This is a genomic window from Prochlorococcus sp. RS04 (assembly GCF_001989455.1).
Lineage (GTDB): Bacteria > Cyanobacteriota > Cyanobacteriia > PCC-6307 > Cyanobiaceae > Prochlorococcus_A.
This window is the reverse complement of sequence record NZ_CP018346.1, coordinates 434,664-450,753: the sequence shown is the minus strand read 5'-3', so window position 1 is coordinate 450,753 and position 16,090 is coordinate 434,664. Positions and strand designations below refer to the sequence as shown.

Here is a 16,090-nt window from a genome sequence, read left to right as displayed (position 1 = left end):
ATTTAGTTATCTGTAATAGGATCAATTTCTCCTTGATAATTCAACTTTGGATATTCTTTAGCAGATTTTTTATACACCGCAGCTAATTCTGGGTAACACCATTCAAAAAGTGTTTTTTGATATTCATCTATATTTAACCCTTCTCCATTAGCGGGCAATATACCTTTATTTTTTCTTTGGCGAACAGCTTCAAATAATAATATAGAAGCAGCAACTGAAACATTTAGAGATTGAACCATACCTCTCATAGGTATAAAAATTGATTGATCAACCATTGATATAAGTTCATTACTTAGTCCCCATTTTTCTGCTCCTAAAACAAAACATGTATTTTGAGAATAATCAAAATTTCTATAATCTACTGATTCACTATTAAGAGTCGTTCCATATAATTTAAAACCCTTATTCTTTAAATCAGATATTGCCGAGATAGTGTTTTCATGATTTTTCAATTTTACCCATTTTTGACTTCCTTGAGCAGTACTATTAAAAGTCTTAACGGCATTCGTTTTGCTAATAAAATTTGCTTCGAAAACTCCTGCTGCATCACATGTCCTTAATATCGCAGATAAATTATGTGGTTTATTTACATCCTCAACTAAAACAGTCAAGTTTTTCATTCTGCAATCTAAAACACTTTTTATTCGTTCAAATCTTCTTGGCAAAATTGACATTTATAATTTTTTCACACTTTTAAATTATATTCAAAAAATATTGATTAACTATTAAATCTCTTCGTTTATACTATTTTAGTAGTTTAAGTCAACTCAATGGCATATATAGAATGGGACTATACAGTAATAACAAGTATGGTTGAAAAACAAGGGTGGGATTTACCTGATCGTGAATCGGAAGAATGGAATAAATTTAACGATGAATTAGGAGAAAAAATGAGAGGTGTTGGACTTATTTTTGAAAAATATTGTAAATTTACTCCTGACATAGGAGAAGGAGTTCATCTTTTAGATGACTGATCATAAATAATTTTAAACCATTGATGTATCCCTTAATCAATGGCTTATTAATTAATAAGATAATATAATTTCACTAAATTAGAACTGGCAATTATTAAGGCTTTATAAAGCTTGTACTCTAAAAAAAATTTTTTATTCCACAAAAAAGTTATTTAATTTCTATATTTGAATAAAAATATGAAAAATAAATTAACTTTTTTATTCGATGGTGGTTGTCCACTTTGTTTGAGAGAAACAAATTTTCTTAAAAAAAGAGATACCTTAAATCAAATTGCATTTATAGATATTAATAGTAAAGATTATGATCGGAGTCTTTTTAATGACATCTCATATTCAGAAGCCATGTCAAACCTCCATGGGATTATTGAAAATGGTGAAATTATTAGGGGACTAGATGTACTTGCATATTCTTATGAAATAGTTGGTTTAGGTTGGGTTTATTATCCCTTGAAGATTAAGCTCTTATCTCCATTATTGAGAATGGTTTACAGATATTGGGCAAAATATAGACTTCAAATTACAGGTAGATCCGATATTGAAAAACTTTGTACCTCACAATGTGAACGATAAATATGGAAAGTATCGACATAGACAGAATAATAGAAATGTGTTGGGAAGATAGAACACCTTTTGAAGCTATCGAGTACCAATTTGGTTTAAAAGAGGAAGAAGCGATAAAAATTATGCGTCAAAATCTTAAACCCAAATCTTTCAAAGTCTGGAGAAAGAGAGTTTCGGGAAGAAATACAAAACATATGGCCCTTAAAGATTCAACTAGATTTAAATCTACTCATAAAAGAAAATTATAAATTTTGAAAAATCTTTCTACTAAAACTTGTCCTGTTTGCAAAAGGCCGTTTGAGTGGCGTAAAAAATGGAAAAACTGTTGGGATGATGTTATCTACTGTTCAAAAAGATGCAGTAACAGGAAGTCGCAAAGATGAAACAAGTATCAATTATTTTCCCTAATCAACTTTTTAGAGAAAGCCCAATCTTAAAAATAAATTGTGATGTTTTGATTTTGGAAGATTCATTATTTTTTGGAAATGATAAATTTCATAAATTAATTAACCATAAAAATAAGTTAGTTTTTCATAGAGCATCTATGCTCGCTTATAAAAATTATTTAGAAATATCTGGCTTTAAAGTTTTATATATCGAAAACAAGAATAATGTTTCTACAGTTGATTACTTATCAGAATTTATTAAAAATAAATATCAGAAAATAAATCTTATTGACCCTCATGATTTTTTAATAATGAAGAGGATTAATAATTTTGTTGAAAGTAATAGTTTAGCTTTAAATATTTTGCCTTCACCTATGTTTATGAGCAGTGAAGATTTAAAAGATTTATTCGCATCAAATGCAAAAAAACCTCTTATGGGGAGATTTTATGAGAATCAAAGAAAGAGCCAAAAGATATTAGTTAATCCTGATGATACACCTGAAGGTGGTAAATGGAGTTTCGATGAAATGAATAGAAAAAAATTACCAAAAAAAATAAATATACCCGATACACCTAAATTACAAAAAAATAAATTTGTAGTTAATGCAGAAAGGTCATTAACCAATTATGATATCGAGTTTATTGGAGAAAGTAATAACTTTTTATATCCAACCAATTTTGAAGAGGCAGATGAATGGTTAAATGATTTTTTTAAACATAGATTTTTCTTATTTGGAGATTACGAGGATGCTATTTCTAAAGAAAATTCTTTTTTATGGCACAGTTTACTTTCTCCTCTTTTAAATAGCGGCTTATTAACCCCAGATGTAGTAGTAAATAAAGCATTACTTTTTGCAAAAAATAATAATGTTCCTATTAACTCTCTAGAGGGTTTTATTCGTCAAATTATTGGATGGAGAGAATTTATTTGCCTCGTCTATAAAAAGTACGGAACAAAGATGCGAAATAGTAATTTTTGGAATTTTGAAGATAAGCCAATTCCAAAATCTTTTTATCAAGGAAATACAGGAATTGAACCAGTAGACGTTGTTATAAAAAATATTATTAAATTTGGTTATTGTCATCATATTGAGCGGCTAATGATTGTTGGCAACTTTATGCTTCTATGTAGAATTCATCCCAACCAAGTTTATAAATGGTTTATGGAAATGTTTATTGATTCCTATGATTGGGTTATGGTCCCAAATGTTTACGGAATGAGTCAGTTTAGTGATGGTGGTATCTTTTCAACAAAGCCATATATATCAAGCTCTAATTATGTAAAAAAAATGTCTAATTTTAAAAGTGGCCCATGGTGTGAAATATGGGATGGCTTATTTTGGAAATTTATTAAAGATAATGAAAGCTTTTTTAGAAAGCAATATCGTCTGGCAATGTTAACGAGAAATCTCGATAAAATGTCAGAGGAAAAATTAAATAATCACTTAAAAACGGCCGATAAATTTTTAAGAGATATTCAATAAATTAAGAGTAATAAACTACAGTTGTCTTTGAAAAATTAAAAGAATATTATGTTATGAAGAAATATTAAGTACGGATGTTAATTTATTAAAAATTAGATTTATCTATTGGAAATTGGAACACTTTTTTTAAAAAGTAATTCGACGGGAATTATCACTTTTTCTGAATTAGATTGGATAACTACCCATCAATCTAATTTCACTAGGTTGGAGGAATCCATAGCAATTAAATTAGGCAGAATGCTTGATGCAGGATCTATCAATATTGGTTGTCGTTTGAAATCCTGAATAAGTTTTTATTTAAATAATGAAGTATCAAAAAGAGAAAAAAATATTTTTTCGGGAAAGAATCCATTCTTTAAATATCTTTCTTTTTTTAGGATTTAATCTTTCACTTATTTCTATCTTAGCTTTTATTTGGTTTAATTCTTCAATTGAAAAAGGAGTTTAAATTTTTGAATTTTTTGTATATTAAAGTTATCTTTAAAAAATTAATTATATTTTGAGCATAGGATATTTACAAAGAAAGGCAGCTTGGGAAATTTTATTAAAAGTTAGTTCTGGTGATTTTTCTGATCATGCTCTTGAAAAGGTTTTAAAAAATTATCAATTTAATCCTCTTGATATAGCTTTTATTACGGAATTATCTTTTGGATGCATAAGGTATAGAAAATTTCTTGATCTTTGGACGGATCATACATCAAAAATTACTCATAAAAAGCAGCCTCCAAAGTTAAGATGGCTTCTACATATAGGTTTGTACCAACTATTGAAAATGGATAAAATCCCATTTCCTGCTGCTATTTCTACCACTGTAGAAGTAGCTAAAAAAACAGATTTAAATGGTTTAGCGGGAACTGTAAATGCGATATTGAGAAATGCATCAAGAAAATTAGAACAAAAAATCTTTCCGGAATTATCTTCTGATAGAAAAGAAAGAATTTCATATCTTGAATCATTTCCATTATGGCTTGTGAAGGATCTTTATAAATGGGTCGGCAATAGCAAGGGTGAAAATATCATTAAGACATTTAATAAAAAACCATCAATTGATTTGAGAATTAACCAATTAAAAACTAATTTAGATAACTTTATGAAAGTACTTCATGAAAATAAAATTGATGCTGAAATTATTAAAGATTTACATAATGGAATTACTTTAAAATCTAATCCAAGATCTATAAAAAATTTACCAGGATATAGTGATGGACTTTGGACAATTCAAGATAGATCTTCTCAGTGGATAGCACCTCTATTAAATCCAAAAGAAGGTGAAAAGATTTTAGATGCTTGTGCAGCCCCAGGAAGTAAGTCTACCCACCTTGCAGAATTAACAAATGATAGTGCTGAAATCATTGCCGTAGATAGATCAGCAAAAAGATTGAAAATACTGCATTCAAATTTAGAAAGGTTAAATTTGAAATCTGTTAATACCCTTAAGGCTGATGCTACAAGTTTGATTGAATTAAATCCTAACTTTATATCTTATTTTGATAAGATTTTATTAGATGCTCCATGTTCAGGCATTGGAACTCTTTCCAGGAATCCAGATTCTAGATGGTCTTTAAGTAAAGAAAAAATAAAATCTTTAACTTTATTACAGGAAAAACTTTTGGAGAATATTTTACCTCTTTTGAAAAAAGATGGTACTTTAGTTTATTCAACTTGTACTATTTGTCCTGACGAAAATAATCTATTAATTGAACGATTTATTGAAAAAAACAAAACTTTAAAATTGGTTAGCCAAAAGCAAATTTTACCTAGCTTGGATTATCCTGGTGATGGATTTTATTCTGCAATAATTTCTTATAAATCTTGAAAATATAATTTATTTTTTAATTGGAATTTTATAAATTTCAGATATGAACTTCTTCCATAAATAAGCTGCATTCCCACTAGATAATTCAGATTCCTTGTTATCGTCGTAACCTATCCAGATCCCTGTTGTAAGGTTATCAATGGAACCAATAAACCAGAGATCTTTATTTCCATCAGATGTTCCTGTTTTCCCATAAATTTGCTTTCCTTTTATAAAGGCTGCTTTTGAAGTTCCTTCTTTTACAGATTTTTCAAGAAGTTTATTTATTTTCTTGTTTATTTTTAAATCTAATATTTTCTTGGAAATAGATTTATTTCCCCAAATAGGTTGTTTTTTAAATGATTCTATTTTTTCTATGATTTCAGGGCTTTGAATCTTCCCATTATTGTTTATTGCAGAATATGCATTTGTGATGTTTAAAAGATTATCTCCGTAGGCGCCAATAGCTAATGATGGAAATTCCTTAAACTCTTGTTCGTAACCTAGTCCAAATGAATTAGCTAAATTAATAATATTTTTTAAGCCGATTTTTTTTGTTATTGATATTGGAACGATATTTGATGAACTTTTAAATGATTCAATCAAAGATATTGAACCTCTATATTCTTCTGAAAAATTTTTTGGGCAATAAGTTTCCCAGCATATTGGTAAGTCTTCAAATTTATCGCTTAATTTTATTCCTTCTATTAATGCAGCAGCATAAGGGATTATTTTAAAAGTAGAACCTAAAGGTCTTACAGATGAAATAACTCTATTGTATTCATTAATTGATGGATTTTTGCTGGTTATCATTGTCCTGATTAGTCCTGTGTTTGATTCGATAGATAACAGTCCAAATTCAAGTTCTTTAGGCCCTGCGAATCTTGATATTTTCTGACCTTTTTCTTGCCAATCTTTGTTGATAGAAGATTTAATTCTTAAAAACTTATAATCATTTTTACTTCCAATTTTTTTATCTGTTTCCTGAAGAATAAAGTTTATTAGTAATTTATCATCTAAAAAATTATCAGCTGTTTGATAATTTAACTTTATTTTTTCTTTAATAGCCTTATTCTTATTTGCAAAAGAAATATATCCATCAACATACATTGATTCAAGAACTTTATTTCTATTTTTAATAGCTAGTTCTAAATTTTGATAAGGTGAATAAATTGATGGAGCAGGAGCTAAGCCTGCAATTAATGCGATCTCTGATAATGTCAATTCATCTATAAATTTTCCAAAATAAACTTGGGCAGCCTCGTCTACCCCGTATGCTCCTGATCCTAGATAAATATTATTTAAATATAATTTTAAAATTTGATTTTTGTTATATCTAAATTCAAGTATGAGTGATATAAATATTTCTTTGATTTTTCGTTGAAAACTTAAATCATTATTTAGAAAAAGTAATCTAGCAACTTGTTGTGTAATCGTACTCCCTCCCTCTTTAACATAACCACTTCTAATATTTTGAATAAGGGCACGTAAAATACTTTTTAAATCTATTCCATTATGTTTATAAAATCTTTTATCCTCAGAAGATATAAAAGAATGTTTAAGAAAAAATGGAATTTTATGATAACTATTATCTATTTCAAATTTGCGGCTTAATTTGCTTAGTATCTTATTATCAGAAGATGATATAACGTAAGAATATTTGGTTTCCCGAGACTTTTTATTTTTAGAAACGTCAAATTTTAAGGTACTAAATATTAGACTAAAAAAATAAAAAGATATTCCAAAAAAAATTAATATTGGAATTATTAAAACAAAAGATTTGAATTTAATCTTTTGCACCTTAAGCAACTAAAAAACTATGTCCTATCGCTAAAGCTGTAACTAACATTCCAGTTATAAGGAACGGTTGGGCACTTGCTTGATATTTGACATCAAACTTTAGAGGATCTCTTAGTAACCACATATCTTGAAATGTAATTTGTGGAATTATCAATAAAACCAAAATTACTGAGGCTAAATGTTGACCGATAATAACTAATACTACAACCATTGCTAATTGAAAAATGTCAATCAGTCCTGCACTTATTCTGCTTGCATTTTTAATTCCAAATACTACTGGTAGAGAATTTAAGCCTAGCTTTGAGTCTCCTTCAACACTTTTGAAATCATTAATAACAGCAATTCCAAGTCCTGAGAGGCTATAAGCAAGTGTTAGTATCGCCGTCACGATAGTTAATTTACCAAACAAGGCTTGTCCTGCCCACCAAGGTAAAGCTATATAAGATGCTCCTAATGCATAATTTCCAAGCCAACCATTCTGTTTTAATTTGAGTGGTGGAGCAGAATATATATAACTAACAAAGGAACCTCCTAATGCCAAAAGTAAGACGGAGGGGAAGCTGTGCTTAGCATATAAATCTAATAAAAAAGCAACTATTAAACCCGCTATGAGTAATACCCAGATTTGTATTTTTACATCTTTAATTGAAATTTTCCCAGAAGGAATTGGTCTATTTGGTTCATTAATTGCATCAATTTCTTTATCAAAAAAATCATTTATGGTTTGGGTATAACCAGCCAGAAGTGGTCCGCTCATCAACATACATGCTAATGAAGCTAAAACATTACTATATGTCCATTCAAAATTCCCACTTGCAGCTGCTCCACAAATAACTCCCCATATCAAAGGTATCCACGTTATGGGTTTCATTAACTGTATACGGAGTTTCCATATACTTGATGTTTCAGAGGCACCCTTAATTCCTAATAGTTGTTTTGGATCATTCACTTTAATCTTTAACCTTTCTCAATTTCTTCTGGGAAAAACCAATTTTGCTCACCATTCTGAAATTTTGCGGTGATTCCAATACTTCTGCCGTCTGTCATTTTATAGCCTGTTATTACGGCCTTAGGATTCGAGGATATTTGATCAATTAATTTTGCTGGTAGTCTATCTTTTACTTTGTTAATGTTAATTTTGATTTTACTACCGATTTTGGGTAATAATTTTGTTTCAGCCATAAGAGGTAAAATGGAAGCTATTATGCAAGATTAACAGCATTTGGACAATTTTTACTAAAATGGTAGCTCTTCGTTTAATTCCTTGTTTAGATGTCGCCCATGGCAGAGTGGTGAAAGGCGTAAATTTTGTTAACTTGAGAGACTCAGGCGATCCTGTTGAATTGGCTTGTAGGTATTCTGATGAGGGTGCAGATGAATTAGTATTCTTAGATATTAGAGCTAGTGTAGAAAATAGAAATACATTAGTTGACCTTGTCTCTAGGACCGCAAAATCAGTAAAAATCCCATTTACAGTAGGTGGTGGAATAGATTCTGTTTCTTCAATTAATGATCTTTTAAGAGCTGGCGCGGACAAAGTGAGTTTGAATTCCTCAGCCGTAAGAAATCCCGATTTAATTTCTCAAAGTTCTAGAGAATTTGGCAATCAATGTATCGTTATAGCAATTGATGCTAAAAGAAAAGTTAATAAGACTGATGAATGGGAGGTATATGTAAAAGGAGGGAGAGAAAATACTGGAATAGATGTATTAAGTTGGGCAAAGAAAGTTGAGGAGTTAGGCGCAGGGGAAATTTTGCTTACTTCCATGGATGGTGATGGCACGCAGAATGGATATGATTTACATCTGACTGAATCTGTTGCCAGTATTGTTAACATCCCAGTGATTGCTTCTGGAGGAGCGGGTTCTTTAGAAGATATCTATGATGTTTTCAATGAGGGCAGGGCATCTGCCGCACTTTTAGCATCATTACTTCATGATAATAAACTTTCTTTAAGAGAAATAAAGACTTTCCTCCTCGAAAAAAAGCTTCCAATTAGACCATATGAATAAAAAATTTAATTTAATACAAAAATAAATAAGTTAAAACTTTAAAAATGAAATTCACAAAAACTATCGAAGTCAAAAATATATTTAATAAAATTTCTTATAAATATGACTTTTTAAATAATCTATTAAGTTTTGGGCTGCATAGATTATGGAAAAGAAAATTAGTTGATTTATTGGAACCTTTAAATGGTGAAGATTGGGCTGATTTATGCTGTGGAACTGGAGATTTAGCATTTTTAATTTCTGAGAGAGTTAGTCCAATGGGCTCAATAACTGGAATTGACAGTGCTGAGGATATTTTAAATATTGCAAAGAAAAAATCAGATCTAAAAAAAAATAAATTTATTAAGTGGGAAATTAAAGATGTATTGGAAATTAATAATCATTCAAAAAAATTTGATGGGATTTGCATGTCATATGGACTAAGAAACTTGAATAATGTTGAAGAAGGAATAAAAAAAGTTTTTTATCTTTTGAAGGATAAAGGAAGGGCAGGATTTTTGGATTTTAATCACTCAAAAAAAAATTCTTTATCCAACATTTTTCAGAAAATTTATTTGAGATTAATTGTGGTAACCATTTCGCGGCTTTTTAATTTAGGTCCAGAGTACGCATATATTGAGAAAAGTATTAGAAATTTTCCAAAGAAAAAAGAACTTATAAATATTGCTATGGAAGTTGGATTTAAAAAAGCCGAATATAGGACTATTTGGGGGGCGCAAATGGGAATACTTATTTTAACTAAATAAAGAATTTAGTTTTTTATTTTTCTCCAACAAAAAGAACACTTTCCCCATCTTTTGATTTCGCCCTCAGGAGTTGGGCAATTACAGAGAGTACAAATGCACATATTATTTTTATGGACTCTGCTTGGATGATTTGCCCAAACTATCTTTGCATTATTAGCTTTAATATTTTTATTTTTAATTTCGTAATTTTGTATTATTTTTATTTCATTTAAAGTTATTCCAATTTTCTCGATTCTCTCTTTTAATTTATGCTTGTTATAAATTAAAGCTTGGCGCCACTGTGGATGATTTACTGCAATAGTAAGTATTTTTTTTTCAATATTTAATGGTTTGCATTCTTGAAATAGTTCCAAACCGATTAAGTTTTTCCAGTTTTCATTAATTTTGGAAAGTTTATCTAAATCTCCCCATGATTTTTTGAAATTATCAAGACAATTTTTTAATGGATGTGGATTTCTTTTATTCACTATTGGCAAATACTTTTTGTCCAATTTGTAAAATTTACTTATTAAGACTAAAGTTAATCTAATCTTCAAAAAGATGCTCGTTGTTTTAATAAAGAATTTGTGAAAGTTATTGGGTCTGCAGCTAAGACAGTTTTTCATTTAAAGAAAATTCAGGGTCAATATCCAAGCTGGAGACTTCTTTACAAAATAAAATGTAAAAGTACTGAAAATGAGCTAACAAACCTGCTTGGATATTCTGAAATAAAGAAAAACCAGCCAGTAGCGATAATCGCGAGAGAACAATTCTCAGGGTTTGGACAAAACTCAAAAACTTGGGTTTCTCCAAATGGCGGAATTTGGTTAAGTGCCGCTTACCCAATATTTTCAAAACAATTTGCAAGTCAAATATTTAATTTGTCTTTAGGTATTAAGTTATGTGAAATACTTAGAGAAGAGAATATTAATGTTTGTTTGAAATGGCCAAATGATATTTTTTTTGGTTCAAAAAAGTTGATTGGATTTTTACCAAGGGTGATAACAAGAGGCAAAGAAATTATCTATGTAAGAGTAGGACTTGGCATGAATGTTTTAAATTACACTCCATCAGAGGGTATTTCATTATCAAAAGTACTTCAAACTAAGAATATTAATCAATATTATTGGACAGCCAAAGTTCTTAAAGCTTTTTATGATTCAATTGAATCTAATAAGAATAAAGAATATGTGATTAAATCTGCAAATAAGTTTCTGACTAAAAGTTTTTTGCCAAGTGGTTATTGTCCTCATAAATGGAAAATTAAAGATATTGATTCCAATGGGAATTTAAGAATTGAAAATAAAACTCAACTGAAGGTAATTAGAAGGTTTTGAGTTTAATTTACTTTTAATTCAACTATTCTTCCATCCTTAAATTTGGCTATTTTTTTTGCGCGATTCGCAACTTCATCTTCGTGGGTAACTAAAACTATAGTTATTCCAGATTCATGCAGCTTTTCAAAAAGATCTAATACATCTTCAGTGGTTTTTGAATCTAGTGCTCCAGTAGGCTCGTCTGCTAACAAAATTGCAGGGTTGTTGATAATAGCCCTCGCAATAGCAACTCGTTGTTGTTGACCTCCGGATAATTGGTTTGGACGATTATTCATCCTTTCTGAAAGGCCAACTTTTTTTAATGCATTCTTACCTCGCTCTAATCTTTGTTCAGGGTCAATACCAGCATAAATCATTGGCAAAGTTACGTTTTCAAGTGCAGTTGCGTCTGATAGAAGATGAAATTGTTGAAAAACGAAGCCTAATTTTTGGTTACGTATTTCTGCGAGCTCATCATCAGATAAATTCTCAACAGGAATACCATTTAATTTATAAATACCTTCAGATGGTCTATCTAGACATCCAATAATATTCATAGCTGTACTTTTGCCTGAGCCACTAGCTCCCATTACAGCTAAATAATCACCTTTATAAATTTCTAAGTTTATGCTGTCTAAAGCTTTAACAGTTAGATCTTCTTCCCCATATGTTTTAGATATATTTTCTAAACTCGCGACTTTATTAGACATTTATTGAGTAATTTTTCTAGGAAATATTGTTTGCTGTAGCAATAATATCTTGTAAGAAAGGAGTTTCTGAAACTGCTGTATTGGCTAATTTAAAAAGAGGGTTGGACAGGATTCCTCCAAGAGCAGTTACTGCGACACAAGTATATAGTGCAATCCTCAAGGGAGGTAATCCTACAATGCCCCAATTAATTTCAGGATATGATTTAACTATTTCAGAAGCTTCCAGTGGTTCTTTAACAACCATCATTTTTATCACTGAAATGTAGTAATAAATAGAGATAACTGAAGTTACTAATCCAACTATTACTAATAGATATTGATGATTTGCCCAACCTGCAAAGAACAAATATATCTTTCCAAAAAATCCTAACATTGGAGGTAAACCTCCGAGAGATAGAAGACAAAGGCTTAAACCTAATGTAATGAGGGGATCTTTTTGGTAAAGTCCGGAGTAATCAAGAATTTTGTCAGAACCAGTTCTTAGTGAGAAAAGTATTACACAAGAAAATGCACCCAAATTCATAAACAAATATGCAGCCAAATATAAAACAGCTGATGATAAACCATCTTGCGTGCCAGATACTATTCCAATCATTACAAATCCGGCTTGTCCAATAGAACTGTAAGCTAGCATCCTTTTCATTGATGTTTGAGCTAGAGCTACAACATTGCCTAGAGCCATGCTCAATATGGCCAAAATGGTAAATAAAAGTTTCCATTCTTCGTCAAAAGAAGAGAAAGTTGTACTCAATATTCTTATTGCAAATGCAAAGCCCGCTGTTTTTGAACCAACAGATAAAAAAGCTACTACAGGTGTAGGTGAACCTTCATATACATCAGGAGTCCATTGATGAAAGGGAACAGCAGCAATTTTAAATGCAACTGTTGATAAGACAAATACAAGAGCTAGAGATGTAATAAAGGATGGCTTATTGATAATCTCTAAACCTATTGTCGCTAAGTTTGTTGAACCACTTAATCCATAAAGAAAAGAGGATCCATATAAATAGACAGCAGCAGCCGCTGATCCAACAAGGAGGTATTTTAAGGCCGCTTCTGAACTTCTTGGATCTCTCTTGAGGTAACCAGAAAGTAAGTAACTTGCTACAGATAAAGTTTCCAGAGATATAAATACACTAATAAGGTCAGTAGATCCACACAAAAGCATTGCTCCAAGGGTGGCCGAAAGAACTATCGCGGCAAACTCGCCAATTGGGCTACCACTTTGTTCTGTATAGCGCCAACTTATAAGTAGAGATATTAAGGTTGATAAAGAAATTATTGCTCTAAATGCGATTGCTAAATTATCTGAATTAAAGGACCCAAGAAATGCGCTTTCTACCGGATTACTCCATTGCAATGCCAAACTAACAAGGGAGCTGCCAATTGATAAATAGCAAATTATTGGTGCCCATTTTGATGCAGTTTTTTCTCCAGCTAGATCTACAAGAAGTGTTCCAACAATACCTAATAAAATAAAAGCCTCTGGAATAATGGCTTGAGCATTTAAGTTAATTGTAAAGATTTCGTTGGGCACTTTATTAAATTGGATTAAATTAGATGTTTGATTGTAAGGGTCTAAGAGTTAATCTTAACTTGATTATAATTTGTGAGTATGATTTTTGAAATTTTAAAAAGAAATTACTTGAAAAAGCTTCAAATAATCATAATATGCCCTAACTGAACAAAAACACCAATTTTTGAAATAAACCTTGGATCACACACTTGTTATTGTTGAAAGTCCCACCAAAGCAAAAACTATAAGAAAGTTTTTGCCTTCTAATTATGAAGTTCTAGCTTCAATGGGACATGTAAGAGATCTTCCAAAAGGAGCTGCTGAAATACCTGCTGCAGTTAAAAAGGAAAAATGGTCAAGGATAGGAGTTAATACAACAGAAGATTTTGAACCACTTTATATAGTTCCAAAAGATAAGAAAAAGGTTGTTAAAGAGTTAAAAGATGCATTGAAAGGTGCGACTCAGCTATTACTGGCAACTGATGAAGATAGAGAGGGAGAGAGTATTAGCTGGCATCTCTTGCAAATTCTTAAGCCTAAAATTCCAACTAAGAGAATGGTTTTTCATGAAATTACGAAAAAGGCAATTAATAAAGCTTTAGACCAAACAAGGGAAATTGATATGGAACTTGTTCAGGCTCAAGAAACAAGAAGAATCCTGGATAGGCTTTTTGGATATGAATTATCTCCTTTACTTTGGAAGAAGGTAGCCCCCCGATTATCTGCTGGTCGTGTTCAATCAGTTTCTGTAAGACTTCTTGTTAGGAGAGAGAGAGAGAGGAGATCCTTTAAAAAAGCTACTTACTGGGGGATTAAAGCTTCCCTAGTAAAAGATAATGTTACTTTCGAAACTAAATTATTTAGTTTAAATGGTCAAAGAATTTCTAATGGTTCCGATTTCGATGAACAGACCGGCAAATTAAAACAAGGAAATAAATCTTTAATAATCGGAGAAGAAAAAGTTAATGAATTATTGAAGATTTTTTCTTCTGAGGATTGGTTAGTCTCAAAAATCGAAAAAAAACCATCTACTCGTAAGCCAGTTCCTCCATTTACAACTAGTACATTGCAACAAGAAGCAAATAGGAAGCTTCGTTTGTCTGCAAGAGAAACAATGAGATGCGCCCAAGGGCTATATGAAAGAGGTTTCATTACATATATGAGGACTGATTCGGTTCATCTTTCCGAACAAGCTACAAAAGCTGCTAGAGAATGTGTCAGCTCTATGTATGGAAAAGAATATTTATCTAACTCACCAAGACAATTTAATTCGACTGCAAGAAATGCTCAAGAAGCACACGAAGCAATTAGGCCTGCAGGTGAGATATTTAAAACACCAAAGGAAACTAATTTAACAGGTAGAGACTTATCTCTTTACGATTTAATTTGGAAAAGAACTGTAGCAAGTCAAATGGCGGAAGCTAGGCTAACAATGATTAATGCTGAAATCAGTGTTGGGGATGGATTATTTAAATCTAGTGGTAAAAGTATTGATTTCCCAGGATTCTTCAGAGCTTATGTCGAGGGAAGTGATGACCCAAGTTCATCCCTTGAACAACAAGAAATTATTCTCCCAAACTTAACTATCGGAACATGTCTTGAAGTTACTAATAAAGAATCTACTTTTCATGAAACTAAACCGCCCGCAAGATATACAGAGGCTGCATTGGTTAAAGTTCTTGAAAAAGAAGGGATTGGAAGACCATCTACCTATGCAAGCATTATTGGAACAATTGTGGATAGAGGTTATGCAAATATATCTTCCAATACTTTGGCTCCAACGTTTACAGCTTTTGCTGTTACCGCTCTATTAGAAGAACATTTCCCTGATTTGGTTGATACTACTTTTACTGCAAAAATGGAATCTTCATTGGATGAAATATCTTCAGGTAATCTTGAGTGGCTACCATATCTTGAGACTTTCTATAAAGGTAAAAATGGTCTTGAGGTAAAAGTTCAGAAAACAGAAGGTGATATTGATGGTAAGGCTTATAGGCAAGTTGATTTCGAAGACCTTCCTTGCGTAGTCAGAATAGGCTCTAATGGACCATGGCTTGAAGGTACGAAAATTGATGAATCAGGTAACGAAATTCAGGCTAAAGGTAATCTTCCAATGGATATTACTCCTGGAGATTTAGATAAAAAGCAAGTTGATCAAATTTTAAGTGGGCCATCAGATCTTGGAACTGATCCAAAAACTGGGGAAAAAGTCTTTTTAAGATTTGGCCCTTATGGTCCTTACGTACAATTGGGAAATAATGATCAAGATAAAGCTAAACCAAGGAGAGCTTCATTACCCAAAGAGTTGAAAACTGATGATCTAACTCTAGATGAGGCGCTTGTACTTTTAAGTTTGCCTAGATTGTTAGGAGCTCATCCTGAAGGAGGTGTTGTTGAGGCTGATAGAGGAAGATTTGGCCCTTATATTAAATGGACTAAAAATGAAAATGAATCTGAAAACAGATCATTAAAAAAAGAGGATGATGTTTTTAAGGTTGATTTAAAACGAGCATTAGAAATTCTTGCGATGCCAAAAATGGGTAGGGGTGGTCAAGAGGTACTCAAAGACTTTGGAAAGCCAAAAGAATTTAAAGAAAAAATTCAAATATTAAATGGAAGATATGGTGTCTATTTAAAATATGGCAAAACTAATGTTTCTCTCGCAAAAGATACTGATTTAGAAAAATTTACAATAGATGATGCTGTATTACTTTTAGAGGAAAAACTAAAAGATAAAAAAGGCTCTATTTTAAAAAAAACAAAGATAAGTAATAAAAAAACTACAAGGAAAAAGAAAAGTTAGAAAACAGT

18 protein-coding genes are annotated in these 16,090 nt (G+C 31.1%); 11 read left to right on the top strand and 7 right to left on the bottom strand.

The genetic code is table 11. The features are described 5' to 3' along the window. Positions 1-2: 2 nt before the first annotated feature. Complete coding sequence (gene trmH, locus BS621_RS02600; RefSeq protein WP_077141725.1) at positions 3-674, bottom strand: tRNA (guanosine(18)-2'-O)-methyltransferase TrmH; 672 nt, start codon at positions 672-674, stop codon at positions 3-5. Positions 675-770: 96 nt separating this feature from the next. Here trmH and BS621_RS02595 point away from each other — a divergent pair, with 96 nt between their 5' ends. The 7 genes from BS621_RS02595 to BS621_RS02565 all read left to right on the top strand — a co-directional run bounded on the left by BS621_RS02595 (position 771) and on the right by BS621_RS02565 (position 5,221). After that, positions 771-974 (top strand): hypothetical protein, encoded by a 204-nt coding sequence (locus BS621_RS02595; RefSeq protein WP_025891460.1) that lies wholly within the window; start codon positions 771-773, stop codon positions 972-974. A 177-nt stretch (positions 975-1,151) separates the two neighbouring features. Next, a complete protein-coding gene (locus BS621_RS02590; protein WP_077141724.1) occupies positions 1,152-1,544 on the top strand; it encodes a thiol-disulfide oxidoreductase DCC family protein in 393 nt (130 codons plus the stop codon). 2 nt (positions 1,545-1,546) lie between these two features. After that, positions 1,547-1,783: a TIGR03643 family protein gene (locus BS621_RS02585; protein ID WP_077141723.1), complete on the top strand. Its 237-nt coding sequence runs from the start codon at positions 1,547-1,549 to the stop codon at positions 1,781-1,783. A 3-nt stretch (positions 1,784-1,786) separates the two neighbouring features. Next, a complete protein-coding gene (locus BS621_RS02580; protein WP_075487685.1) occupies positions 1,787-1,918 on the top strand; it encodes a DUF2256 domain-containing protein in 132 nt (43 codons plus the stop codon). Then, positions 1,915-3,405 (top strand): cryptochrome/photolyase family protein, encoded by a 1,491-nt coding sequence (locus BS621_RS02575; protein ID WP_077141722.1) that lies wholly within the window; start codon positions 1,915-1,917, stop codon positions 3,403-3,405. Before BS621_RS02580 ends, BS621_RS02575 begins: the two co-directional genes overlap by 4 nt. Positions 3,406-3,510: 105 nt before the next feature. Next, positions 3,511-3,690 (top strand): hypothetical protein, encoded by a 180-nt coding sequence (locus BS621_RS02570; RefSeq protein ID WP_025887585.1) that lies wholly within the window; start codon positions 3,511-3,513, stop codon positions 3,688-3,690. A gap of 214 nt (positions 3,691-3,904) precedes the next feature. Then, a complete protein-coding gene (locus BS621_RS02565) occupies positions 3,905-5,221 on the top strand; it encodes a 16S rRNA (cytosine(967)-C(5))-methyltransferase (RefSeq protein WP_077141721.1) in 1,317 nt (438 codons plus the stop codon). A 9-nt stretch (positions 5,222-5,230) separates the two neighbouring features. Here BS621_RS02565 and BS621_RS02560 read toward each other — a convergent pair whose 3' ends face one another. The 3 genes from BS621_RS02560 to petP are packed head-to-tail and all read right to left on the bottom strand — an operon-like array spanning position 5,231 to position 8,182. Next, on the bottom strand, positions 5,231-7,000 hold the full coding sequence (locus BS621_RS02560) for a transglycosylase domain-containing protein (protein ID WP_077141720.1): 1,770 nt from the start codon (positions 6,998-7,000) through the stop codon (positions 5,231-5,233). A 1-nt stretch (position 7,001) separates the two neighbouring features. Further along, positions 7,002-7,949, bottom strand: a complete 948-nt coding sequence (chlG, locus tag BS621_RS02555) for a chlorophyll synthase ChlG (protein ID WP_025931458.1) — start codon at positions 7,947-7,949, stop codon at positions 7,002-7,004. An 8-nt stretch (positions 7,950-7,957) separates the two neighbouring features. Further along, on the bottom strand, positions 7,958-8,182 hold the full coding sequence (gene petP, locus BS621_RS02550; RefSeq protein ID WP_011375988.1) for a cytochrome b6f subunit PetP: 225 nt from the start codon (positions 8,180-8,182) through the stop codon (positions 7,958-7,960). A gap of 59 nt (positions 8,183-8,241) precedes the next feature. Here petP and hisF point away from each other — a divergent pair, with 59 nt between their 5' ends. Together hisF and ubiE are read left to right on the top strand one after the other, a co-directional pair. Beyond that, the gene (gene hisF, locus BS621_RS02545; protein WP_077141719.1) at positions 8,242-9,012 is read left to right on the top strand and encodes an imidazole glycerol phosphate synthase subunit HisF; all 771 of its coding nucleotides are present in this window, start codon (positions 8,242-8,244) and stop codon (positions 9,010-9,012) included. A 44-nt stretch (positions 9,013-9,056) separates the two neighbouring features. Then, positions 9,057-9,758 carry a bifunctional demethylmenaquinone methyltransferase/2-methoxy-6-polyprenyl-1,4-benzoquinol methylase UbiE gene (gene ubiE, locus BS621_RS02540; protein ID WP_077141718.1) on the top strand — a complete coding sequence of 234 codons (702 nt, stop codon included), beginning with the start codon at positions 9,057-9,059 and terminating at the stop codon, positions 9,756-9,758. A 5-nt stretch (positions 9,759-9,763) separates the two neighbouring features. Here ubiE and BS621_RS02535 read toward each other — a convergent pair whose 3' ends face one another. Next, positions 9,764-10,225, bottom strand: coding sequence for a DUF721 domain-containing protein (locus tag BS621_RS02535; RefSeq protein WP_077141717.1), 462 nt, complete (start codon positions 10,223-10,225; stop codon positions 9,764-9,766). A 99-nt stretch (positions 10,226-10,324) separates the two neighbouring features. Here BS621_RS02535 and BS621_RS02530 point away from each other — a divergent pair, with 99 nt between their 5' ends. Beyond that, entirely contained in the window at positions 10,325-11,074 is a 750-nt protein-coding gene (locus BS621_RS02530) for a biotin--[acetyl-CoA-carboxylase] ligase (protein ID WP_077141716.1), read from the top strand. A gap of 2 nt (positions 11,075-11,076) precedes the next feature. Here the strand turns inward: BS621_RS02530 and BS621_RS02525 are convergent, their stop codons facing one another. Together BS621_RS02525 and BS621_RS02520 are read right to left on the bottom strand one after the other, a co-directional pair. Beyond that, positions 11,077-11,763 carry an ABC transporter ATP-binding protein gene (locus tag BS621_RS02525; protein ID WP_077141715.1) on the bottom strand — a complete coding sequence of 229 codons (687 nt, stop codon included), beginning with the start codon at positions 11,761-11,763 and terminating at the stop codon, positions 11,077-11,079. 16 nt (positions 11,764-11,779) lie between these two features. Then, positions 11,780-13,300, bottom strand: a complete 1,521-nt coding sequence (locus tag BS621_RS02520; protein WP_077141714.1) for an NAD(P)H-quinone oxidoreductase subunit N — start codon at positions 13,298-13,300, stop codon at positions 11,780-11,782. A 175-nt stretch (positions 13,301-13,475) separates the two neighbouring features. Between BS621_RS02520 and topA the strand changes: the two genes are divergently transcribed. Continuing rightward, positions 13,476-16,082: a type I DNA topoisomerase gene (gene topA, locus BS621_RS02515; RefSeq protein WP_077141713.1), complete on the top strand. Its 2,607-nt coding sequence runs from the start codon at positions 13,476-13,478 to the stop codon at positions 16,080-16,082. The last annotated feature ends 8 nt before the right edge of the window (positions 16,083-16,090 follow it).

What these genes read in the sequence shown, in the direction of transcription:
- BS621_RS02575 (WP_077141722.1), top strand. Translation starts at nt 1,915, where the DNA reads ATGAAACAAGTATCAATTATTTTCCCTAATCAACTTTTTAGAGAAAGC.
- petP (WP_011375988.1), bottom strand. Translation starts at nt 8,182, where the DNA reads ATGGCTGAAACAAAATTATTACCCAAAATCGGTAGTAAAATCAAAATT.
- BS621_RS02595 (WP_025891460.1), top strand. Translation starts at nt 771, where the DNA reads ATGGCATATATAGAATGGGACTATACAGTAATAACAAGTATGGTTGAA.
- BS621_RS02590 (WP_077141724.1), top strand. Translation starts at nt 1,152, where the DNA reads ATGAAAAATAAATTAACTTTTTTATTCGATGGTGGTTGTCCACTTTGT.
- trmH (WP_077141725.1), bottom strand. Translation starts at nt 674, where the DNA reads ATGTCAATTTTGCCAAGAAGATTTGAACGAATAAAAAGTGTTTTAGAT.
- BS621_RS02585 (WP_077141723.1), top strand. Translation starts at nt 1,547, where the DNA reads ATGGAAAGTATCGACATAGACAGAATAATAGAAATGTGTTGGGAAGAT.
- hisF (WP_077141719.1), top strand. Translation starts at nt 8,242, where the DNA reads ATGGTAGCTCTTCGTTTAATTCCTTGTTTAGATGTCGCCCATGGCAGA.
- ubiE (WP_077141718.1), top strand. Translation starts at nt 9,057, where the DNA reads ATGAAATTCACAAAAACTATCGAAGTCAAAAATATATTTAATAAAATT.
- BS621_RS02525 (WP_077141715.1), bottom strand. Translation starts at nt 11,763, where the DNA reads ATGTCTAATAAAGTCGCGAGTTTAGAAAATATATCTAAAACATATGGG.